Below are 22,034 nucleotides of genomic sequence, written 5' to 3'. Positions count from 1 at the left end.
GGCAGGCGCTGTTATTGGCCATGGGCAAGGGGCTCCGGGTAGCATCCGGACATTGCGACGGGGAGAAGGACACGGGGCGCATGGGTGACGTGATGGACGCGGTGCCTCGCCTGCCCCCGGACGTGGGTCTGCAGAGGGTCGGGGACCGGCTGTTGGCGGTGAGCCCCGATGACACCCTGCACACGTTCGAGGACGCGGGCGGCGAGGTGTCCGAGGTGGCCGAGCGCATCCTCGAGTTGGTGGACGGGCGTCGGACATTGGGCGACATCGTGGCCGCGCTGTGCGAGGAGTTCGAGGTGGAGCCCGAGGTGTGCCGGCAGGACACGGTCGCCTTCGTGAGGCTCCTGGTTCGAAAGAAGGTGCTGGTGCTCGGACCGTGAGGTCCGGTAGGGCCGGAAGCCAGCAAGTGGGTCTCTCGAGTGGGGGGGGCCCGAGAGGTACGGAGAGGCTGTCATGCATCGAGCGGGATGGCAGTGGCTTCTGGCGATGTGCGCGCTGTGGGTCGCGGGGTGCACGTGCGGCAAGCCGCCGGTGGAGTCCGAGCTGGCGGTGGGCTTCGAGCAGCCGGTGGACGGCCAGCGCCTGGCCCAGGGCGACGACGTGGACCCGGCGGCCGAGGGCTTCCAGTACGACGTGGTGGCGTTGGCGGTGGACTCGGCCGGGCGGACGGTGACGCTGGCGAAGGCGAAGCTGGAGGTGCAGCTGCCGGGTGAGCCGTCGTGGCGCGAGGGGCCGGCGGCGGTCCTCGACGGTGCGCGGGTTCGCTTCCCCGCGGTGACGCTGCCAGGGCGCACCAACGTGCTCCGGGTGACGGTGGAGGAGGCGGGCTCCAAGCGCACGGCCACGCACAACCAGAGCGTGACGGTGGGCGGGGAGTCGTGGAGCGTGGATATCCTCGGCCCCGCCGAGGGCCAGGTGCTGCGCGAAGCGGATGACGTGGAGCCGGCCACGCCGGGCTACCAGGTGCGCTTCAAGCTGAGGACGAGCGGGCTGGCGGGCCGGGCGGGCACGCTGTACTGCGGCAACGCCTGCGGCATCCCGACGGCGGACTTCACGGTGGCCCCGGGCGGCACCACCGAGGTGCCGGTGACGCTCACCGAGGCCGCGTGCGAGGCGCAGGTGGCCGAGTGCTACGCGGTGGTGCACTACGGCACCCAGGACGTGGCGAGCTCCAAGCGCAGCTTCACCCTGGACTCGGTGGCACCGCGCGTGGAGCTGTCCGCGCCCGTGGCGCCCGTGTCCTCGGCAACCTTCAAGGTGGAGGCCGTGGTGGGCTGCTGCGAGGACGGCACGGTGGCCACCCTGTCGCGCGAGGGCCAGACGCCGTTGACCGCGACGGTGTCCGGCGGCGTCGTCTCCTTCCCGGAGGTGGGCGTGCCTGGCGGAGGTCGCTTCCCCTACACGCTGCGGGTGACGGACTCCGGCGGCAATCCGGTGGAGCGGCCCTTCGAGGTGGAGGTGGCGCCCACGCCCTACGCGCTCACGCTCTCCGCGCCAACGGACACCGTGGTCACGGACGCCGACGGCGATCCTTCCAATGGCATCCAGGTGGACGTCTCGGCGACGACGAACGCGAGCGACCCGGCGACGTTCATCGAGTTCTCCACGGCCGTCACCAGTGCGCTCGGCACGCCGGTGCGCGTGGCCACCACGGCGGCCGATGGCGGTGGCCGTACGGCGGCCATCCGCGTGTCGCTCGCCGAGGGCAACAACGCCGTGCAGGCCTGCGTGCGCAATCCCGCGCTGCCCGCCACCTGCAAGTCCGCGACGGTGAAGGTGGGCACCGGGCGCGTGTCCTGCCGGATCGTCTCGCCCCTGCCGGGTGCGACGCTCGCGGGGTCGTCTCTGCCCGTGCGAGTGGAAACGGCCACGGGTCCGGTGACGGTCCGTCTGCGCGATGCGTCCGGGGTGGAGACGAGTGCGACGGGGAGCGTTTCGGGCGGCATCTCGCAGGTGGAGGCCGCGCTTTCCTCGGAGGGCGCCTATCAGATCGTGGCCGATTGTGGCTCGCTCGGGGTGAGCCAGGCGCTCACCGTGACGCGGGACACGGTGAGCCCCGAGGTACTGGTGTCCGTCTCCAGCGATGACGACGCGAGCGGCGTGCTGGGTCCGCAGACGCGTGACACCTCCGCGCTTCCGGGCACGCAGGTCATCGTGACGGCCCGCACCGAGCCCTTCGCCACGGTGGCACTCACGGGCTGCGACCCGAGCAACAACATCAGCGGGGCGGCCGATGCCTCCGGACTGGCCGTGCTGCGCGAGGTGACGGTGCCACGGACGGGCACGTGCACGCTGTCCGTCAAGGTCACGGATGCGGCTGGCAACAGCACGGTGAAGGAGAAGGCGCTCACGATCGGCCTCACGGGCGCCCACCTGGCCATCGTCGCGCCGGCCGCTGGCAGGACCCTGGGCTCGGCGGACGGGACCGTGCGGACCGGTGGGGGGCTGACGGTGGACGTGCGGGTGTCGGTGTCCGCGGGGAGCTCCGGCGTGCTCAAGCTCTTCCTGGGCACGCGCGCGCTGGGCTCGCTGCCGGTCGAGGCCTCGGACTCCGCCCAGGAGAAGGTCTTCGCCGGTGTGGAGCTCAACGAGGGCGCCAACGCCCTGCGCGCCACCCTCGTCGGCGCCACCGGCGTGGCGGCCTGTGCCACGGAGTTGCTCAACGTGGACACCGCCGTGCGTACCCTGACGCTGCTCATGCCCTCGAAGTCGACCAGCTTCAACCTGGCCTCGGATCGCAACGCCGAGCAGCCCGGCATCCAGTCTCCCCTGCAGTACTCGCTCGCTGGAGCCGCCGCCGGGGGCCGCGTGGACATCTGCTCGAGCATCCCCCTGGTACCGGCGGCGACGCCCTGCCGGGATGGCTCGGGCTTCTACACGCTCGCTACCGACGTGCCCTCCTTCGTGGCGAACTTCACCTACCCGGACGGCGAGTACTCCCTCAAGGCCGTGCTGGACGACGCGAGCTTCACGGACACCCCGCCGGTCTCGCTGTTGGTGGATTCGGCACGCCCCCGGGTCACCAGCATCGTCGTCGACCAGGACCTCGACCATGACGGGCAGGTGAACCTGGCTGAGCTGTCCCCGGGCATTCCTCCGACTCTCACCGTCTACGTCTCCGGAGTGGAGAACGGGCGCAAGGTGCAGGTGCGCGACGTCAGTGGCGTGACGCTCTTCGGCCAGGCGGATGTGTCCGGGGGCATCGCCCATGTGTCGCTCACCGGTCTGCCCAACCCGGTGGAGGCGAGCTACTCGCTGGTGGCGCTCGTCACCGACACCGCCGGTAATGCCAACAAGACGGTCGCTCCCTCGCCGCTGGATCCGCTCAACCTCGAGGCGTTCGCGCAGTTCCGGTTGGATCGGCTCGCACCTCTTCTCGAGGATGTCACGCCCGCCGACAAGACGGTGTTCGGTCCCGCCGATGACGCGGACTCCTCCACCGCGGGCTACCAGGTCCGCCTCTCCGCCCGGACGAGCGCGGACGTGGGCTCCGAGGGCGTGGAGGTGAATGTCACGCCGCTGAACGAGACCCGGAAGAGCACTCCCTCCGCGCTGAAGATCTCCGAGCTGTTCACGGTCCCCACCTCTGGCGCCACGACCTACACGTTCCGCATCCAGGCCACGGACGAGGCGGGGAACCAGACGACCGTCACGCGGACCGCGACGGTGGACTTCGAGCCGCCCGTGCTGGTGCCCGTGGCTCCGACTCCGGCGGCGGGGTCGCAACTGGACTCGTCCATTGTCACGCTGCGCGCCCAGGTCACCGGCGCGGAGGGGCGGACGGTCAGCATCTCCAGCATTCCCAAGGACGGGAGCTCGCCCTCACAGCTCGGTACTCCCACCGTGGGCGGTGATGGGATGGTGTCCTTGACCACGAACCTGTTGTTCGGCCGGCAGGACCTCCGCTTCGAGGTGAGCGACGTGGTGGGCAACACCACCGTCGTCATCGTGGAGGACATCAACGTCACCTTCGTGGGGTGCGACCAGCGTTTCACCCGGCCCTCGGGGACCTCGGTCACCCTGGCCCAGAAGGATGACCTGCAGCCGACGGTGCCGGGCCTGCAGTACCACATCGAAGGCGTGACGGGCGTCTGCAAGGGGCGTCAGGTCCGCTTGTTCCGCGACTCGGCCTCGTCGCCCGAGGCCACCACCACGGCGGATGCGGCGACCGGTGTCTTCGGCTTCGACGTCACGCTCCCGGATGCGGCGACGACCTCGCTGCGCCTCGAGATGGACGACGGTTCAACCCCCACCTCCGTCACCGCCAACATCTCCGTCGACATCACCGCACCCGTCGTCTCGAACGTGGTGCCGGCCGCGACGACGCTCTTCTACGTGGCCGATTCGAACGAGGCCTTCTTCCGCACCCCCGTGCCTTCCAACTACATCGCCGACCTCACCCCGGACGGTGATGCCGAGGCGAAGCTCGCCTTCCGGGTGGCCGGGGGGAACAACGGCAAGGTGCGCGTCCTCTACAACGGCGTGGATCTGGTGAAGCCGGAGGTGGTGCTCGACGCGGACGACAAGTCGCTCGATCTGCCCATCACCCTGCCGCATGGCACGACCGGCTCCCTGGTCATCGTGGCGAGCGATGCCGCGGGCAACGAGACGCGCCGGATCGCCGCCGTCACCGTGGACGTCCAGCCTCCGGCGGCCCCGTCGGTGTCGGCCAGTGTCATGGCGGGGGCTGAGCGCACGGCATCGGTGTTGGTCAACTGGAGCGCCGTGAAGGATGACGGGACGAGCGCGGCCTCCGGAGAGCCCGCCGGATATGACCTGCGCTGGACGACGCTCACCGCTCAGGCGGGTGGCATCACGACCGATGCGCTCTTCTTCAACAGCACCAAGGTGAAGCAGGCCAGCACCACGCTCCTGCCCGTGACCCCGACGACATTCACACTCACGCCGCTGCCGCCGCTGGCGTCCTACTCCCTCCAACTGCGTGCTCGCGACGAGGTGGGCAACTACAGCCGCATCGCCGCGCCCGTGACGGTGGACAACTTCCTGCGCACCAAGGAGGTCCTCAACCCGGAGAGCGGCAGCCGTTTCGGCTTCCTCGTGGCCGCCGGCAATCTGGACGGCTCGCCGGGGGATGACTTGGCGGTCGCCAGCTTCGACCAGGGCTCCAACCGGGGCGCGGTCTACGTGTACTCGGGAACGGATCTCTTCCCGGCGGGAGGAGGCGCGCCCACGCCGACGCAGACGCTGCTGCCGCCGGACACCAGCGTGCAGTATTTCGGCATCGACCTGGGCATCGGCAACGTTGGGGATGCGGCCGGCGAGGGCAAAGCGGACCTGATCGTCGGCGCGTCCGGTTGGTCCAGCAACCTCGGCCGGGCCTTCCTCTACTTCGGCCGGGACGGGACGAAGGGCGTGGACACGACCCCTCTCGAGTTCCGCGGCACGGTCGCCGCCGGACGGCTCGGGGTCGCGGCGCGCATCATCGGAGACATCAACGGCGATGGGCTCGGGGAGGTGGTCCTCAGCGCCTCCTACGAGAACAGCGGCTACGGCCGGGTGTACCTCTTCTACGGGCGGAGCCGGGCCGACTGGGACACCCTGCGGGTCGATGCCAGCTCGGGGACCGCGCCCTGCACGGTGGCCAGCGTGTCCTGCTACATCCCCGCGACCAAGGCGGATCGGATCTTCACCGGTGAGACCCCACCGACCTCCGGTGCCATCAACTCCTTCGGTCGTCAGCGCGGGATTGTCGGCCTGGGGGACATCACGGGCGATGGGTTCGGGGACTTCGCGCTGCCGGGCTCGCGCGAGCTGCTCAACCGCTTCTATCTCTTCTCGGGCAAGGCGGTGAATGACGCCACCGCCACCATCCCGGCCAGCTCGGCCCTCCAGGTCCTCTCCCAGACGGCGGGGACGGATACCCGGTTCGACGGCTTCGGCACCGAGGCATGCGCCAACGTGAACCTGGTGGGGGGACCGGGGCGCGACCTGGTGGTCAGCTACCCCTTCCAGAACCGCCTCCTGGTGTACGCGGATGGCGGGCCGGTCGGCTATCCACCCGCCGCGACGCTGAGCATCCTGGGTGCCAACAACTTCGGCAACGGGCTGGCCTGCGCCGATATCAATGGCGACGGGCGGCTCGACATCGTGGCCGGGACGAACATCCTGTCGGGTGGCTCGGTGTGGGTGCTCTACAACCAGGCGACGCCGGGCTCGGAGTTCGAGCGTTCGCTCGGAGGGTTGACCCAGGGCCGTCTCACCTCCTCCAGTGCCGGCGCGCTGGGGGTGAGCGTGGCCACGGGCGACTTCAATGGGGATGGCCGATCGGACATCGTGGCGGGAGACAACCTCGACTCCCGGGGCGCCCGGGTTCAGATCTGGTATTGAAGAGGGATGGCGATGACCAACGAGAGCAGGAAGCGCAAGCGGCCCTATCGGCCTCCGGCGATCCGTTCGGAGAAGATTCTCGTGGCCAATCTCTTCGCCTCGAAGGGCCAGGAGTGTGAGCCCAACTGCGACTTCAAGGCGCCGGATCCCTTCGAATGAAGCTTCGGGCGGGGGAGGGCGTCATCGAGGTGGATGACAGGCTCGTTCCCCTGCTCGCCCAGCGGTGCTCCTGGTCCCATCTCCAACCCTCCGGGCAGTCCGCCGGGCCCCGGCTCGAGCTGACTGTCTGCCCTGTTTCCCCCGAGGCACTCGCTCGGGGCTCACCCCTGGATGCGCAGCGGCCCGGGTGGGGCTCTATCGAGGTGGAAGCGGAGCGGGTGGTGGCCCACATTCCTCCGGACCCATTCGCGGCGGAGGCGGCGCTTCGGGCCGCGGTGTTGGTGAGCGTGTTGAGGCAGGGAGGCGTGCTGCTGCACGCCGCGGCCGTGGCATTCTCCGGGAAGGCCCTGGTCATCGTGGGACCGAGCGGAGCCGGCAAGTCCACGCTGGCACGCTCGGCGGTGGCGGCCGGAGGCGCGTTGCTCTCGGACGAGACGGTGGCGTTGCTCCCCTCCGGCCTGGTGCATGGGAGTCCCTTCCGCTCGGACCCAGACTTGGTGCCCGCGTGCGAGGCGGCCCGGCTGGCGCGCCTCGTCTGGGTGGTGAAGGGCCCGGCCGAGTCGGTGAGCCCCGTGGATGCCCCCGAGGCGGTGCGTCTGCTGCTCCAGCAGGCCTATCGGCCGCTTCCGGGAACGGTGTCGCTCCCGGAGCTGACGGCTCGGGCGGTGGTGCAGACCGGACGCGTGGGCCTGCATCGCTTCACCTGCCGCAAGTCCCCGGACGCGGGCACCTTCGCGCGTGACTTCGTGAGTGGCGCATGAGCGCCTCCTCGTCCGTGGCGGAGCTGCTGCGCCACCTGCCAGAGGGAGGGACGCTCTGGGTGCGAGGGCTGGGCCGGAGCATGTGGCCCCTGCTGCGCAGTGGCGATGCCGTCCAGGTGCTCCGGTGTGGAGCGGAGGCCGTGGCACCGGGAGACCTGGCCGTGCTGCTCCGGGCGGATGGAGGGCTGACCGCACACCTCGTCACGGGGGCGGCTCCGGTGCGTACCGCCTCGCTCCTGGGACGCGAGGACCCGTCCGCCGAGCTGTTGGGCCGTGTCGTCCGCATCCGGACCCGGGGGCTGGTGCTGCCCGTCCCCGAGCTCGCGCGTCCACTGCTCCGCGCCGTGCAGCGCCTGGGGAGCACGGCCTTCCGGAGCCCCGCGCTCCGAGGCGCCCGGCGTCTGGCCCGGGCATGGGGAACGTCCTCGTGGACGAGGCCTGGGAGGGCCCGGTGGCTCGGTGCCCTGACCGTGCGCCCCCTTCTCCGTGGGGAGGAGGAGGCCCTGCTCGTCTTCGCGGGACACCACCTGCCTCGGGCCGCGGGGGAATTGGGGCCGGGACTGGCCGGAGGCACGGGGTGGGCAGTGGGAGTGTTCGACCCGGTGGGGCGGCTCCGGGGATTCGCTTTCGCTGACGGCGGAGCCGAGGGGAGCGCTCGGGTGCGGTGGCTGGTGGTGGCTCCCGTGGCCCAGCGGCTCGGCGTGGGCGGGGCGCTCCTGCGGGAGCTGGCCAGGGAGGCAAGCGCCCGGGGCCAGGTGGAGCTGCGCGCGGAGCTTCCCTCGGGCGACACACGCTTGTTACGTCTCTTCCGTGCGCGAGGCTTCCGCGAGGAGGCCCCTGGTGCGGCCGGGAAGGGGTGGGTGCTCCCCCTCGAGAAGGGCCCGGCCCCATTGCATCGGCCCGAAGGGTAGGTCAAAAGCACGGGGCGTTTCCCCTTCGTGAGGATGTCCTTGAGCACGCCCGCGCCCGCGACACCGCCCGTCTCTTCTCCAGCTCCCAGCACGCCTCCGGAGTCGGGAGGCCAGGGCTCCTGGCTGACCGCGGATCGCGTCTTCATGGGACTGCTGGTGGTGGCCTTTCCGGCCGCGATCGCCGCGCACTTCATGCACCTAGGCACACCCACCTTCATCCTCTGTGCGCTGGCGCTCGTTCCGCTGGCGCGGCTGATGGGGGAGGCCACCGAGGTCATCGCCCACAAGCTGGGCAGCGGCCTGGGCGGGCTGATGAACGCCTCCTTCGGCAACGCCGCCGAGCTCATCATCGCCCTGGCTGCCCTGCGCTCGGGCCAGATGGAGGTGGTGAAGGCCTCCATCACCGGCGCCATCCTCGGCAACCTCCTGCTGGTGCTCGGCGCCTCCATCCTCGCGGGTGGCTTCAAGTTCCCCCGGCAGACGTTCAACACCACCGCCGCGCTCTCGGGCGTGTCGATGATGTTCCTGGCGCTCACCGCCATGACCATCCCGGACCTCTTCCACGCGTTCCGGGGTGCGGCCGCCGACCCCATCATCTTCCCCATGTCGGTGGCCATCGCGGTCATCCTGCTCATCGTCTACGCGCTCTCGCTGCTCTTCGCGCTCAAGACGCACGCGCACCTCTACGCGGGGGATGACCAGGGCCACGAGGTCGAGGAGGAGCTGCCGCTCTGGAGCACGAAGAAGGCCACCCTGGTCCTGCTCGGCGCCACGGTGGGCGTGGTGGTGGTGGCCGAGTTCCTCGTGCACGCCATCGAGCCCGCCATCCAGACGTTCGGATTCACGCACACCTTCGTGGGCGTCATCATCATCGCCATCGTGGGCAACGCGGCCGAGCACTCCACGGCCATCCTCATGTCGCTGAAGAACAAGATGGACCTGGCGTTCAACATCGCCTTCGAGTCCTCCAAGCAGATCGCCCTCTTCGTGGCCCCGGTGCTGGTGCTCGTCTCGGTGCTCCTGGGCCCGGGCCGGCACCTGACGCTGGAGTTCAGCCACATGGAGGTGCTGGGCCTGGGCATCAGCGTGGGCGCGGTGACGCTCATTGGCCTGGACGGTGAGTCCAACTGGCTCGAGGGTGTGATGCTGTTGGGCGTCTACTCCATTCTCGGTGTCGCCTTCTTCTTCATCCCGTGAGACGTCCGTGAGCAGCAATTCCTCCTCGGCGGCTGGCACGCCGCACCACCCGGAAGGCCGGGCGCGACTCCAGGCGGACGGGGCCCTGGCCCTCATGACCGCCTTCTGGGGCACCACCTTCGTGGTGGTGAAGGGCGCGCTCGGAGATGGGGACCCATACTCCTTCCTCGCGCTGCGCTTCTCGCTCGGCGCGCTGGTGCTCACGGCCGTGGCCCGGCGCCAGATGCTCGAGCCCCAGATTCTGCGCCGAGGGCTGTGGCTGGGCGTCTTCCTCTTCCTCGGCTTCATCCTTCAGACGGTGGGACTGGTCTCCACCACGCCCTCGCGCTCGGCCTTCCTCACCGGGCTGTACGTGGTGTTCGTCCCGGTGCTGGGGCTGGTGCTCTTCCGCCGGGCGCCGCGTATCTCCTCGTGGGTGGGCGTGGGGCTGGCGGTGGTGGGCCTGCGCTACCTCACGGGCGCGGAGCTCGGTGCGAGGTGGGGCCTGTCCTCGGGCGACTGGCTGACACTGGGCTGCGCGGTGGCCTACGCCGTCCACATGCTCCTCACCGAGCGCTATGCGCCGAAGACCGGCGTGGTGCCCCTGGTGGCGGTACAGCTCTGGGTCGTGGCCCTGCTGTCCACACTCTGCCTGCCCTTCGTCGGGCCGCGCGTGACGTGGACACCCGCCTTCCTCGGAGCGGTGGCCTTCTGCGGTGTGATTGCCAGCGCGATTGCCCTCTGCGTGCAGACGTGGGCGCAGGCGCGGACCACCGCCGTGCGCGTGGCGCTCATCTGCTCCATGGAGCCCGTCTTCGCGGGGGTGTACTCGGTGGCGCTCGGCTACGAGAAGCTCGGCGTGCGCGAGTGGGTGGGCGGTGGCCTCATCGTGCTGGGCGTGCTGGTGGCCGAGCTGGGAGGACACCTCTGGGAGCGCCTGCGCTCGGACAGGACCGCCGAGCCGGGCCGCGCCAGCTAGCCCCGGCGCCCGTCCCGCCGCCTGCCGGACGCTCGGGCGGGCGGGTGGGGGAGAAGACGTGCATGCCCGCTGGGACACGCTATACCCGGCGGCTCCCATGAGCGTCGAGCTGCGAAGGAACGGACTGCACCTGACCGGGACCCCCCTGTCCCTGGACGCCACCCGCAGGTCCTCCCTGTCCTTCGTCAGCCACGCGCACGCGGACCACATCGCCCGGCACGAGCGCACCATCGCCACCGCCGCCACGCTGCGCTTCATGGTGCACCGGCTGGGCAAGGTGAGCGCGCCGCTGCCCGTGCCCTACGGCCGCCCCTTCGAGCTGGGCCCGCTCATGCTGGAGCTGCTGCCCGCGGGTCACATCCTCGGCAGCGCCCAACTGCGCGTCATCCGCGAGGACGGCAAGCGCATCGTCTACACGGGAGACATCAACCTCGCGCCCTCGCTCACCGCCGAGCCCGCCCAGGTGGCCGAGTGCGACACGCTCGTCATCGAGTCCACCTTCGGGCACCCGCGCTACGTCTTCCCGCCTCGCGAGGAGGTGCTCGGGGAGGTGGAGTCCTGGGTGCGCCGTCACCTGGAGCGCAGTGCGGTGCCGGTGCTGCTGGCCTATCCGCTGGGCAAGAGCCAGGAGGCGATGAAGTACCTGTCCAACCGCGGCTTCCCGCTGGTGGCCCACGCCTCCATCTATGAGGTGACGAAGCTCTACGGTGAGCTCGGAGTCCCCATCGAGCCGCTGCGGCGCTACGAGGGCCGCGTCGAGCCGGGCGAGGTGCTCTTCTTCCCGCCGCACCTGGCGCGGGGTGGGGCGCTCGCCCCGCTCTGGCCGCGAGCCACCGCCGTGCTCACCGGCTGGGCGCTGGATGGGATGGGGGCCTCGAGGCGCTACGGCGCGGACGTGGCCTTCCCGCTCTCGGACCATGCCGACTGCCCGTCCCTGGTGCGCTACGTGAAGGCCACCGGCGCCCGCGACGTCATCACCCTGCACGGCTTCGCCGAGGAGCTGGCCGAGGTGCTGCGCGGGGAGGGCCTGGACGCGCGTGCGCTCGGTCAGCCCAAGCAGCTCGCGCTCCTCTGAAAAAACCGAACGGGGATACGGTGCCGTGCCGTATCCCCGTCCGGTACTACTGAGGGGGGTACTACTAGGGGGAACTCCGTATACCACGAAAGGTGCAGCGGGTCCCCAGTTTATTACAGTCTGTTACCGTACCCCCAGTGTGGCTCTCGTCGATGGCGCCGCGCGTCACTCCTCGCCGGGCGACTGGACGATGAGCTTCTCCTTGCCGCACACGTCGCAGCGCAGGTGGACGAAGAGGTCCTCCTCGCTCTCCTCGGGCACCTCGCCCTCGGGGACGCCCAGCTCGGCCTTGCCCAGCGCGGGCACCTTCTTGGGGATGTCCTCGGCGCGCAGTGACTGCACGTAGGTCATCTCCCTGTCGTGACACTCGCGCGTCTCGGGGCCGGTGAGCCATGCGGGCTCCATGCCCTCGGGCAGCCGGCCGATGAGCTCCAGGTGGGAGAGGGACTCGGCCAGGTACGCCAGGCGCCGCAGCCGGGCCTCCTCGGGGAGGGCGGCGAACACCTGGAAGCCCTCGAGCAGCGCCTGCCGGTCCTCGCTGACGGCCAGCTGCGCCAGCTCCATGGCGGCCTCGGCCGACTCGAGCGCCTCCTCCCAGTTGTTCTCCGGGTTGAAGCCGGCCTCGAGCAGCGCGGTGTAGAGCTGGGTGGCGGCGAGCCGGCGGCGCACCTCGTGGGTGTGCTCCACCACCTCGTGGGGCAGCCGCAGCTCCAGCAGGGCGCCGGTGGTGCGCGGGTCCACCGAGCCCGTCAGGTCATCCACCGCCAGTTCCTCGCGCAGGGCGTCCTTGAGGGCCTTGGCCGCGGAGAAGCGGAAGGAGGGCACCACGCCCACCTCGCGCAGGTACATGGCGGCGAGGTTGGAGTCCTTGGCCCCCAGGCGCAGCGAGCGCTGGGCGCGCTCCACGGCCCCGGGGTCCGCGGCGGGCTTCTTGTTCTCCAGGCGCGTCTTCACCGCCTCGCGGTAGAGCGTCTCCAGGGAGGAGCCGGGAGGCAGGCGCGTGGGCAGCAGCGGGCGCAGGCCGGGCACATCCAGCACCCACAGGGGCGGGGTACCCACGCGCTTGAGGGCGCGGAAGAAGAGCTGGCCCGGGTTGTCCTGGGGCTTGAAGGGGGGCAGCTCGCCCTCGGCGGGCTGCTGCTCGGCGGGGGTCGAGGGCTGGAGCAGGGCGGCCGGGCCCATCACCTTGTCGCGCTGCTCGCGGGTGAAGGCGGTGATGCCCTGGACGGGGGGCGGCGGGGGCGGTGGGGCCTCCTCTCCGTCCAGGCCGGTGACGCGGTCCATGTCGACCTCGTCGAAGTCCGCCTCGTCCAGGCCCCTGGCGCCCGTGAAGTCACAGCGCAGGAGCTTGAGCTTCTCGAAGGTGGCGCCTTCCAGGTTGGCGCCCCGGAAGTCGCAGTCCTGGAGTCGGCCGCCGTGGAAGTAGGCGTTGGAGAGGTCCGTGTCTCGGAAGTTCACCTTGGACAGGTCGCAGCGCTCCCACTCGCTGCCCACCAGCCCGAGACCCGACAGGTCCGCATTGGCGGAGAAGAGCTGCGAGAAGGTGGCGCCCGTGTGCTCGGTGGGTACCTTGCCGGACTTGCGCAGGCGGTTCCACTCGGCGCTTCCATTCTGTAGGAGCTGTTCAATCGTGGGGGCTTTCGGCATGGATCCGAATTTATCGGTGTGGTGAGGTCCGTACGCCAGTCAAATGATCGAGTTCCGAATCGAGGAAGACAGCGCGGGCATGCGGTTGGACAAGTTCCTCCGCAAGAAGCTCGCGAACGTGCCCACCTCGCACCTCTTCAAGATGATTCGCGTGAAGAAGGTGCGGGTGAACGGCAAGCGCGCCCAGCCCGAGCAGCCCCTGGCGGCCGGCGACACCATCTCCATCCGGGGGACCGAGGACCAGCTCCTCGCCCCCGCTGCCCCCGAGGAGCGCAAACCCCCGTCCCCACCCCCGGTGGACCCCAGCGAGCTCATCATCCTCATGGAGGACGACTGGATGATGGCGGTGGACAAGCCGAGTGGGATGGCCGTTCACACCGGCAGTGGGATTACGGGCGGGACGCTGGTGGACTACGTCCGGGCCTACCTGGGGCCCAAGGCGGTAAGAAACGATTTCGCGGCAAGCCCCGCTCACCGGCTGGACAGGGAGACGAGCGGCGTCATCCTGGTGGCCAAGCGCCGGCCGGCGATGGTCCACTTCACGGAACTCTTCACCAACGGACATCCCCGCAAGAGGTATCTGACACTGGTCAAAGGGAAGATGCCGAGGGACTCGGGGGTCATTAACCTCCCGCTCGCCGAGCACCAGCAGACGGCCGAGTCCAAGGCGCGTCGCGGGGTGAACATGCAGGAGGCCGTGACGCGATGGAAGGTCATCAAGCAGTCTGGCGAGGCAGCCCTCCTCTCCTGCGTCATCGAGACCGGGCGGACCCATCAGATAAGAAGGCATCTGACCGCCATCGGACACCCGGTGGCGGGGGACAAGAAGTACGGTGACTTCGCGTTCAACCGGGACGTGCGGGCCCGCTGGGGTCTCAAACGGCTGTTCCTGCACGCCGAGCGCATCGAATTTCCCCACCCGGCTCACGGGGGCAAGGTGGAGGTGGAGGCGAAGTTGCCCCCGGAGTTGAAGGACGTGTTGAAGCGCGCCGCGCTGGAACCCGCATGAGCATGAATTCCAACGAGAAGACCGATCGCTCCCAGTCGAAGCTGGTGCTCGACGGCGTCCCTCCGAAGCGCCCCTGGTGGGTGTTCCTGCTGAAGCTCGCCGCGTGGGCCACGCTCACGGGTGCCACCGCGGCCGCGTTGGTGGCGGTGGGCATCTACTACCACTTCTCCCAGGGGCTGCCGGACATCCCCAAGGTGGACCAGTACTGGCCGCCCATCGTCACCGAGGTGTACACGGATGACGCGGTGCTGGCCGGCGAGTTCTACCACCACCGGCGCAAGGTGGTGCCCTACGAGCGCATCCCCAAGCGGCTGGTGCAGGCCTTCATCGCCAGCGAGGACTCGAGCTTCTTCGATCACCACGGCGTGGACGTGCTGGGCACGGCGCGCGCCGCCTTCAAGACGATCAGCAAGAAGCTGGGCCTGGGCGGCAGCACGCAGGGTGGCTCCACCCTGACGCAGCAGACGGCGAAGGCCGTGCTCATCGCCGCCGAGGGCTACGAGAGCGCCACCGCCAAGAACCTCACGCGCAAGATTCGCGAGGCCATCCTCGCCCGGCGCCTGGAGGAGGCGCTGACGAAGGAGGAGATCCTCTACCTCTACCTGAACAACGTCTTCCTCGGGCACCACAGCTACGGGGTGCAGAGCGCGGCGGAGAACTACTACCGCAAGGACGTGCGCGACCTGACGCTGGGGGAGATGGCGCTCATCGCGGGCCTGCCCCAGGCGCCCAGCCGCTACTCACCCTTCCTGAGGCCGGACGCGGCGAAGAAGCGCCGCTCGTACGTGCTGCGCCGCATGCGCGACGAGGGGATGATCTCCGAGGCCGAGCGCAAGCAGGCCGACGAGGAGGCGGTGCAGGTGTTCCCCGTGGAGGACGTCTTCCACGAGTTCGCGCCCTTCTTCACCGAGCAGGTGCGCCGCGACGTGGTGGAGCGCTACACCAACAAGGTGCTGCTCAACGAGGGCCTGAAGGTCTTCGCCACCATGGACAGCGAGCGGCAGCGCGGCGCGCAGGAGGCGGTGCTCGAGGGGCTGCTGGCCATCGACAAGCGCCAGGGCTTCCGCGGGCCGGTGCTGCAACTGGCCACGGAGCAGGAGCGCAAGGCCTTCCTGGCGAAGGCGACCAAGGTCCTCGGCGACGAGAAGCTGACGGAGAACCGGCTGTACGTGGGCCTGGTGACGAAGGTGGACCCGGACGGCAAGGGCGCGGAGGTGCAGGTGGGTCCGCACAAGGGCCTCCTGCCGCTGATGGGCATGCGCTGGGCGCGCAAGGTGAACCCCGAGGGCTACTACCCGGGGCTCATGCTCACCTCCGTGAAGAAGGTGCTCAACGTGGGCGACGTGCTCGTGGTGCGCCACGTGGTGCGCAAGGAGCTCACGGATGACAACGTCCAGTTCGACAAGAAGATGGACAAGGAGATCCCCGAGGACCTGCCGCTCTTCCGGCTGGAGCAGGACCCGGAGCTGCAGAGCGCGCTGGTGTCTATCGACCCGCACCGCCAGTACCTGACGGCGATGGTGGGCGGCTACGACTTCGACGCCAACGAGTTCAACCGGGCCTTCCAGGCGTGCCGCCAGCCGGGCAGCTCCTACAAGCCGCTGGTGTACTCGGCGGCGCTGGAGCAGCTCGGGTGGACGGGCGCCACCATCATCGTGGACTCGCCCATCGTCGAGCACGACCCGGATAGCGGCGTCAGCTGGAAGCCGGACAACTACAGCGAGGAGTTCAAGGGTGACGTGCTGTTGCGCACGGCGCTGGTGAACTCGATGAACATCCCCGCGGTGAAGACGTTCGCGGCGGTGGGCGTGAAGAACATGGCCGAGTGGGCCAGGCACCTGGGCCTCTCCACGCCGATGAACATGGACTTCTCCGCGGCGCTGGGCTCCTCGTGCGTGTACCCGTACGACCTGGCCAACGTGTACGCCACCTTCAACCGCTACGGCCGCAAGAAGCCCACGTACTTCGTCCGCAAGATTGAGGACCGCTTCGGCCGCACGTTGGAGGACCACACGGCGTACGACGACGCCTGGGCGCCGCTGCAGGACCGGGTGGCGGCGGGCTACGCGCGGCTGTCCGAGCCGGGCGAGCAGGTGATGAGCCCCGAGACGGGCTTCATCCTCACCTCGCTCTTGCGCGGAGTGGTGCAGGAGGGCACGGGCGCGCCGGCGCAAAAGCTGGGCAAGCCGGCGGCGGGCAAGACGGGCACCACCAACGACTCGTTCGACACGTGGTTCGCGGGCTTCACGCGCGACCTGGTGACGGTGACGTGGGTGGGCTACGACAAGAACGAGCACCCGCTGGGCCGCTACGAGACGGGTGGCCGCGCGTCACTGCCCATCTGGCTGAGCTACATGAAGACGGCGCTGGCGACGCGTCCCCAGTCCGAGTTCTGGCCGCCCGAGTGGCTGCGCGAGAACCTGATGCTGCTGCGCGTGGACAAGAGGACGGGGAAGCTGGCCTCCTCGGGCACGAAGGATGCGGTCAACATCTGGTTCAAGAAGGGCACGCAGCCGGACGACGTGACGCCTGAGAAGGGCTCGGTGGGGACGCAGGAGTTCCTCATGGGCGCGCCGTAGTCAGCGCGCCTTGCGCACGGCGGCGTCGAAGAGGGCGTTGGGCAGCCGCTTCACCAGGCCCATGACGCCCGCCATCTGCCAGGGGAAGGTGTACTGCGCCTCCCCTCGGAGGATGGCCTTGGCCATCAGCTCCACGGCCTCCTCCGTCTCGAGGAGGAAGGGCATCTTGAACTTGTTCTGCGCCGTCATCTCGCTCTTGACGAAGCCGGGGTAGAGGCAGGTGACGCGCACGCCGGTGCCCTGGAGGTCCACGCGCAGGCTCTCCATGAAGATGTGGAGGAAGGCCTTGGAGGCGGAGTAGGGGGCGTTGCGAGGCAGGCCCCGGAAGGCGGCGAGGCTGGCCACACCGACGATATGACCCCGCTTGCGCTCCACCATCTGCGGGAGCACGGCGGACAGGGTGGCGGCGGCGCCGGTGACGTTGACGTCGATGGTCCGCTGGATCGTCTCCCATTGGATGCGCTTGCCGGACGTCTCCTGGCCGAAGCCGGCGTTGGCGATGATGAGGTCCAACCCACCGCAGGCGGCATCCAGCTCGCGGATGCGGGCGAGGGTGGCGTCCGCGTCGGCGACGTCCAGCTCCACGGGCTCGATGTGGGCACCGGCGGCGCGGGCCTCGTCGGCGAGCGCCACCAGGTTCTCCTTGCGCCGGGCCGCGGCGTACACCTTGACGCCCTTCCGGGCGAACCAGAGCGCCAGCCCGCGTCCCAGTCCGCTCGAGGCCCCCGTCACCAGTGCCGTCCGATAGCTCATCTCCGCCATATGTGCTTCCTCCGGGTGTCCGTACCTTCCTGCCACGGAAGGGGCGGGGGAGGGGAGCACAAATGGCGCGGTGCGGCACGCGGAGGGCGGCTCCGTGTTACCGCTGCACGATGCTCTGCACGGACTTGATGGCCTGGGCCTGGGTCGTGGCCGAGTCGAGCTTCGAGGCGTGCGGCACGGTCACACCCTTCTGCGCCGCGGGCCGCTGCTCGATGGCCGCCAGCCACCGTTGCAGGTTCGGCAGTCCGTCGACGGACACGCCCGCCCACCCGTGGATGCGCACCCACGCCCAGTTCGCGATGTCCGCGATGCTGTACTCCCCCGCGAGGTACTCGCTCTCCCCGAGCCGCGTGTCGAGCACCGTGTAGAGCCGCCGCGTCTCGTTCTGGTAGCGGTCGATCGCCGGTTGGAGCTTCTCCGGGAAGTAGCGGAAGAAGACGTTGGCCTGCCCCTGCATGGGGCCCACTCCGGCCATCTGGAACATCAGCCACTGCGTCACCCGCGAGCGGCCCTTTCTATCCGTCGGCAGCAGTTTCCCCGTCTTCTCCGCGAGGTACAGCATGATGGCTCCCGACTCGAACACCGCGAAGTCTCCCTCCTCGCGGTCCACGATGGCCGGGATGCGCCCGTTGGGATTGATTTTCAGGAACTCGGGCCGTTTCTGCTCGCCCTTGCCGATGTCGATGGGATGCACCGTGTAGGGCAGTCCCAGCTCTTCCAGCGTCACGGACACCTTGTAGCCATTGGGTGTCGCCCACGTGTACAGGTCGATCATCGGCAGGTTCCCTTTCCTCAGGCTCCGAACAACCCCTGGAGCACCTCGCGGTAGTAGTTGGTACTGCCCACGTGCGAGGAATGCCACTTCGCCGACTGGCTCAGCCGGTTGGCCACGGCCTCGAACTCGGCCTGGCTCACGTCGCGCAGCGACATGTACAGCCGTGCCGCGCCCTGCAGGTACGAGAAGAGGGGGTGGGTGTCATCCCCGTCCGGCCTCCGGCGCAGCTGGCGGTAGAGCCGCTCGAACTCGTCATCCGTCTCGGGCCTGCCGGTGGCCGCGCAGTAGTTGGCCGCCGTCGACTCCAGCAGCAGGAAGAAGGGCTGGTACTGCGGTGGTGGCGTCCGTGACAGGTCCGGCGGCACCGCGGACCCCGTCCACAGCTGGGAGATGGGCTTGAGCGTCGCGAGCACCAGCCCCTCGTTGCCCATCACCGGCACCTCTCCGCGCAGCGTCATCACCTTCTTGTTCTCGTCGCGCTGGACGGGCACCCGCAGCATCTCCGGCTGGTCCAGCTTCAGGCCCGCGCGCTGCAACTTCTCCACGGCTTCAGAATCCACGTCTCACCCCACCACCTGTGAATGTCGTCCGGGTCTCCACTCGGGCGCGCCTCATCGGCCCAGCACGGGCCAGTAGGGCTTGAGCGCCTCACGGCTGCGCTGGAGCGCCGCCGCCGCTTCCCGCGAGACCCCCTCCGGGAAGCTGTCCTTCACATCCTCCGCCAGCACCTCCACGCAGGCGTGCACCGAGCGCGAGAGGCCCTCCAGCGAGTAGCCCCCCTCCAGTACCAGCACCAGCCGTCCCCCGCAGACGCTCTCCGCCAAGCCCTTGAGCGCCGTGCTCATGGCCGCGAAGGCGCGCTCGGTGAGCACCATGCCGCCGATGGGATCCTTCCGGTGTGCGTCGAAGCCGGCGGACACCAGCACCAGGTCCGGCTCGTAGGCCTGCGCCACCGGGAGGAAGAGGTCCTGGAAGAACGCTCCATAGTCCGCGTCCGTCGCGCCTCCCGGCACGCCGCAGTTGACGGTGTAGCCCTCGCCCGGGCCCTCTCCCACTTCGAAGGGCGCGCCTGTCTCCGGGTAGTAGGGGAACTGGTGCACGGACATGTAGAGCACGTCCCGGCGCTTCCAGAAGGCCGCCTGCGTACCGTTTCCGTGGTGCACGTCCCAGTCGAGAATCAGCACCCGCTCGGCGCCCTGGCGGCGCGCGGCCTCGGCGGCGATGGCAACGTTGTTGAGCAGACAGAAGCCCATGGCCCGGTCTGGCTCGGCGTGGTGCCCCGGTGGCCGCACCAGCGCGAAGGCGTTGCGCGCCCGGCCCGCCAGCACCTCCTCCACCGCCAGCACCGATGCCCCCGCCGCCAGCACCGCCGCGTCGTAGCTGTCCGGCGACGTCAGCGTGTCCGGATCGATGACCTCGTGGCGGCCCCTCAACCCCCGCAGGTACTCGCGCAGTCGCGGGGTGTGCACGGCGGCGATCTCCTCCTCGGTGGCCGGGCGAGGGGCCCTCCGCTCGGTGCCTGAAATGGGCTCGGTCTCGAGCAGCTCCAGGATGCGGGCCAGGCGTGCCGGACGCTCGGGGTGCTCCGGGCCCGGGTCGTGCCGGAGGAAGAGCGGGTCGGTCAGCAGAAGCGTCTGGGTCATGGCACGGACTCCCACCCAACCAGTATGGCCCGAACGAAGCCACGACGCCTGCCCTCTCTCTCTGCCGGCGAGGGATTGGCGACACCGCCCGGGTGCCGGACCGCCGGTTTCTTGCCCTTCGAAGGCCATCCTTCCTACAGTTCGGACGCCTTGTTCCGACGCCTGAAAAAACTCGGCCTCCGGGTCGCCCTCTTCTTCACCTTCACCGCGGCCCTGGCGTGCATTCTCGGGGTCCTCCACGTATCCATCTCCGTGATGGTCTCGCGGTTCCTCGAGACCCGGCTGTTGGATCATGGCCGGGCCAAGGTCCAGGAACTCGCGAGCGTCCTCTCGCGGCCCGAAGCGGACACGCTGGCCATGAAGGCCATTGGCGGGTTGGCGGAAGCGGACAAGGACTTCCTGTACGCCGCCATCGTCACCAACACGGGCGCCGTCCTCCTCGAGGGCGGTGAGCGGCCCGAGCGGTTGTCCGAGTGGCTCGGCCAGCTCTTCCGGCCGGGGGCCGAGTCGTCCTTCAAGCTGCCCAGTGGGGATCGGCTCCTGAGCGAGCCGGTGCAGGGGCCACAGTGCAGGGCCGAGGCGTGCCGGGTCCTGGTGGTGGTGGACTTCGCGCCCCTGCGGGACATCCTGACCGATCTCACCGTGCTGCTGGTGGGGGCCTTCGTCATCGGCCTGGCGCTGGTGGTGGGGCTCATCTACATCGTCACGCACAGTCTCATCCTCCGGCCGTTGGACCGGATGATGGCGGTGGCGCGCAAGATGGCCGAGGGAGACCTCACCAGCCGCGTCTCGGTGGACGCCGCGGGCGAGCTGGCGCAGTTGGCCGAGGCGCTGGATGGAATCGGCCAGTCGCTGCGCAAGACGCTCGGCCAGGTGCGCGGGGTGGGCGAGGTGGTCTCCAACGTCATCGAGCAGCTCTCGCGCGCCGGCACCACCGTGGCCTCGGGCGCCTCCACCATCCAGGGGCGGGTGGACGAGACGTCCTCCTCCATGGAGCAGATGCTGGCCTCCTTGCGCGGCATCGCGGAGAACGTCGAGGTGCTCTACCAGAGCGCCGAGGAGAGCAGCTCCTCCATCATGGAGATGGCGGCCACCAACGACGAGGTGGCGGAGAACGTCCAGGCGATGGCGGCCAGCGTGGAGGAGACCACGAGCGCCATCGAGGAGATGACCTTCTCCATCAAGGAGGTCGCCAAGAACATCGACGAGCTGCGTGACTCCACGGAGGAGACCAGCTCCTCCATCAGCCAGATGGACAGCTCCATCGGTCAGGTGGAGGCCAACGCCAACGAGACGGCGCGCCTGTCCGAGCAGGTGTCCGAGGACGCCAAGACGGGCGTGGAGGCCCTGCGCAAGACGATGCAGGGCATGGACCGCATCAAGGAGTCCAGCAAGGGCGCCTCGGGCGTCATCGACAGCCTGGGCCGGCGCATCTCGGAGATCGGCAACATCCTCAACGTCATCGACGACGTGGCCGAGCAGACCAACCTGCTGGCGCTCAACGCGGCCATCATCGCCGCGCAGTCGGGCGAGCACGGCAAGGGCTTCGCGGTGGTGGCGGATGAGATCAAGGACCTGGCCGACCGTACGGGCAAGTCCACGAAGGAGATCGCCGACCTCATCAGCCGCGTGCAGGAGGAGAGCCGCAACGCGGTGCAGGTGATGAACCAGGGCGTGCGCAACGTGGAGGAGGGCGTGAACCTGGGCCGCGAGGCCGAGGGCACGCTGCGGAAGATCAACGACAGCGCGCAGAAGTCCACGCAGATGGTGAAGGCGATTGCGCGGGCCACGGTGGAGCAGGCACGTGGCAGCAAGCAGGTGACGCAGGCCATCCACCGCATCTCCGAGACGGTGCAGATGATCTCCAAGGCCTCCAACGAGCAGGCCAAGGGCGGCGAGCAGATCATGAACAGCGCCGAGCGGATGAAGGCCATCACCGCCCACGTGCAGCGCAGCAGCCAGGAGCAGGCGCACGGCAGCAAGCAGATCACCCGCTCCATCGAGAACATCAACGAGATGGTCACCCACCTCAACCGCGCCCAGAAGGAGCAGACCAAGGGCAGCGAGCAGGTGCTCAAGGCGGTGGAGGCCATCAAGGGCGTGTCGGACCACCAGACGCGCTCGGTGAAGGCGCTGGAGGAGGCCATCGACAGCCTGCAGCGTCAGTCCGAGGTCCTTCGCGCGGAGATCCGGCGCTTCAAGGTGTAGGG

General features: G+C 69.4%; 16 protein-coding genes. 11 read left to right on the top strand and 5 right to left on the bottom strand.

Annotated elements, in window-relative coordinates; genetic code table 11:
- Nucleotides 1-80: 80 nt before the first annotated feature.
- From DAT35_RS10095 to DAT35_RS10065, 8 genes are all read left to right on the top strand, one after another.
- Nucleotides 81-380: a PqqD family protein gene (locus DAT35_RS10095; protein ID WP_108066727.1), complete on the top strand. Its 300-nt coding sequence runs from the start codon at nt 81-83 to the stop codon at nt 378-380.
- Nucleotides 381-453: 73 nt separating this feature from the next.
- Nucleotides 454-6,348, top strand: coding sequence for an Ig-like domain repeat protein (locus tag DAT35_RS10090; protein WP_108066726.1), 5,895 nt, complete (start codon nt 454-456; stop codon nt 6,346-6,348).
- 12 nt (nt 6,349-6,360) lie between these two features.
- Entirely contained in the window at nt 6,361-6,507 is a 147-nt protein-coding gene (locus DAT35_RS58870; RefSeq protein ID WP_158501635.1) for a hypothetical protein, read from the top strand.
- Nucleotides 6,504-7,268, top strand: a complete 765-nt coding sequence (locus tag DAT35_RS10085) for a potassium transporter TrkH (RefSeq protein WP_108066725.1) — start codon at nt 6,504-6,506, stop codon at nt 7,266-7,268. The genes DAT35_RS58870 and DAT35_RS10085 overlap by 4 nt, the downstream gene beginning before the upstream one ends.
- On the top strand, nt 7,265-8,179 hold the full coding sequence (locus tag DAT35_RS10080) for an N-acetyltransferase (protein ID WP_108066724.1): 915 nt from the start codon (nt 7,265-7,267) through the stop codon (nt 8,177-8,179). Before DAT35_RS10085 ends, DAT35_RS10080 begins: the two co-directional genes overlap by 4 nt.
- 39 nt (nt 8,180-8,218) lie before the next feature.
- Nucleotides 8,219-9,376, top strand: coding sequence for a calcium/proton exchanger (gene cax / locus DAT35_RS10075; protein WP_199242858.1), 1,158 nt, complete (start codon nt 8,219-8,221; stop codon nt 9,374-9,376).
- 7 nt (nt 9,377-9,383) lie between these two features.
- Complete coding sequence (locus tag DAT35_RS10070) at nt 9,384-10,334, top strand: DMT family transporter (protein ID WP_369945352.1); 951 nt, start codon at nt 9,384-9,386, stop codon at nt 10,332-10,334.
- A gap of 97 nt (nt 10,335-10,431) precedes the next feature.
- The gene (locus DAT35_RS10065; RefSeq protein WP_108067214.1) at nt 10,432-11,409 is read left to right on the top strand and encodes an MBL fold metallo-hydrolase; all 978 of its coding nucleotides are present in this window, start codon (nt 10,432-10,434) and stop codon (nt 11,407-11,409) included.
- A 165-nt stretch (nt 11,410-11,574) separates the two neighbouring features.
- Here DAT35_RS10065 and DAT35_RS10060 read toward each other — a convergent pair whose 3' ends face one another.
- The gene (locus DAT35_RS10060) at nt 11,575-13,056 is read right to left on the bottom strand and encodes a pentapeptide repeat-containing protein (protein ID WP_108066723.1); all 1,482 of its coding nucleotides are present in this window, start codon (nt 13,054-13,056) and stop codon (nt 11,575-11,577) included.
- A gap of 43 nt (nt 13,057-13,099) precedes the next feature.
- On the opposite strand from DAT35_RS10060, the gene DAT35_RS10055 reads away from it, so the two are divergent.
- A complete protein-coding gene (locus DAT35_RS10055; RefSeq protein WP_108066722.1) occupies nt 13,100-14,065 on the top strand; it encodes an RluA family pseudouridine synthase in 966 nt (321 codons plus the stop codon).
- Nucleotides 14,066-14,067: 2 nt separating this feature from the next.
- Nucleotides 14,068-16,644 carry a penicillin-binding protein 1A gene (locus DAT35_RS10050; RefSeq protein ID WP_108066721.1) on the top strand — a complete coding sequence of 859 codons (2,577 nt, stop codon included), beginning with the start codon at nt 14,068-14,070 and terminating at the stop codon, nt 16,642-16,644.
- Here the strand turns inward: DAT35_RS10050 and DAT35_RS10045 are convergent, their stop codons facing one another.
- From DAT35_RS10045 to DAT35_RS10030, 4 genes are all read right to left on the bottom strand, one after another.
- Complete coding sequence (locus DAT35_RS10045; protein ID WP_233261395.1) at nt 16,645-17,397, bottom strand: SDR family NAD(P)-dependent oxidoreductase; 753 nt, start codon at nt 17,395-17,397, stop codon at nt 16,645-16,647.
- A 106-nt stretch (nt 17,398-17,503) separates the two neighbouring features.
- Nucleotides 17,504-18,181: a glutathione S-transferase family protein gene (locus tag DAT35_RS10040; RefSeq protein ID WP_108066719.1), complete on the bottom strand. Its 678-nt coding sequence runs from the start codon at nt 18,179-18,181 to the stop codon at nt 17,504-17,506.
- A gap of 17 nt (nt 18,182-18,198) precedes the next feature.
- Nucleotides 18,199-18,741 (bottom strand): hypothetical protein, encoded by a 543-nt coding sequence (locus DAT35_RS10035; protein ID WP_108066718.1) that lies wholly within the window; start codon nt 18,739-18,741, stop codon nt 18,199-18,201.
- 51 nt (nt 18,742-18,792) lie between these two features.
- Nucleotides 18,793-19,824: a histone deacetylase gene (locus DAT35_RS10030; RefSeq protein ID WP_108066717.1), complete on the bottom strand. Its 1,032-nt coding sequence runs from the start codon at nt 19,822-19,824 to the stop codon at nt 18,793-18,795.
- Nucleotides 19,825-20,079: 255 nt separating this feature from the next.
- Here DAT35_RS10030 and DAT35_RS10025 point away from each other — a divergent pair, with 255 nt between their 5' ends.
- On the top strand, nt 20,080-22,032 hold the full coding sequence (locus DAT35_RS10025; protein ID WP_369945543.1) for a methyl-accepting chemotaxis protein: 1,953 nt from the start codon (nt 20,080-20,082) through the stop codon (nt 22,030-22,032).
- The last annotated feature ends 2 nt before the right edge of the window (nt 22,033-22,034 follow it).

Source organism: Vitiosangium sp. GDMCC 1.1324 (assembly GCF_003044305.1).
Lineage (GTDB): Bacteria > Myxococcota > Myxococcia > Myxococcales > Myxococcaceae > Archangium.
Note: the sequence above shows the minus strand (reverse complement) of the source record. Positions and strands in the feature narration are given on the sequence as shown.

Excerpts from the sequence above, each read along its gene's own strand:
- DAT35_RS10095 (WP_108066727.1), top strand. The coding sequence starts at position 81 with ATGGGTGACGTGATGGACGCGGTGCCTCGCCTGCCCCCGGACGTGGGT.
- DAT35_RS10090 (WP_108066726.1), top strand. The coding sequence starts at position 454 with ATGCATCGAGCGGGATGGCAGTGGCTTCTGGCGATGTGCGCGCTGTGG.
- DAT35_RS58870 (WP_158501635.1), top strand. The coding sequence starts at position 6,361 with ATGACCAACGAGAGCAGGAAGCGCAAGCGGCCCTATCGGCCTCCGGCG.
- DAT35_RS10085 (WP_108066725.1), top strand. The coding sequence starts at position 6,504 with ATGAAGCTTCGGGCGGGGGAGGGCGTCATCGAGGTGGATGACAGGCTC.
- DAT35_RS10080 (WP_108066724.1), top strand. The coding sequence starts at position 7,265 with ATGAGCGCCTCCTCGTCCGTGGCGGAGCTGCTGCGCCACCTGCCAGAG.
- DAT35_RS10065 (WP_108067214.1), top strand. The coding sequence starts at position 10,432 with ATGAGCGTCGAGCTGCGAAGGAACGGACTGCACCTGACCGGGACCCCC.
- DAT35_RS10060 (WP_108066723.1), bottom strand. The coding sequence starts at position 13,056 with ATGCCGAAAGCCCCCACGATTGAACAGCTCCTACAGAATGGAAGCGCC.
- DAT35_RS10055 (WP_108066722.1), top strand. The coding sequence starts at position 13,100 with ATGATCGAGTTCCGAATCGAGGAAGACAGCGCGGGCATGCGGTTGGAC.
- DAT35_RS10050 (WP_108066721.1), top strand. The coding sequence starts at position 14,068 with ATGAATTCCAACGAGAAGACCGATCGCTCCCAGTCGAAGCTGGTGCTC.
- DAT35_RS10045 (WP_233261395.1), bottom strand. The coding sequence starts at position 17,397 with ATGAGCTATCGGACGGCACTGGTGACGGGGGCCTCGAGCGGACTGGGA.
- DAT35_RS10040 (WP_108066719.1), bottom strand. The coding sequence starts at position 18,181 with ATGATCGACCTGTACACGTGGGCGACACCCAATGGCTACAAGGTGTCC.
- DAT35_RS10030 (WP_108066717.1), bottom strand. The coding sequence starts at position 19,824 with ATGACCCAGACGCTTCTGCTGACCGACCCGCTCTTCCTCCGGCACGAC.
- DAT35_RS10025 (WP_369945543.1), top strand. The coding sequence starts at position 20,080 with ATGGTCTCGCGGTTCCTCGAGACCCGGCTGTTGGATCATGGCCGGGCC.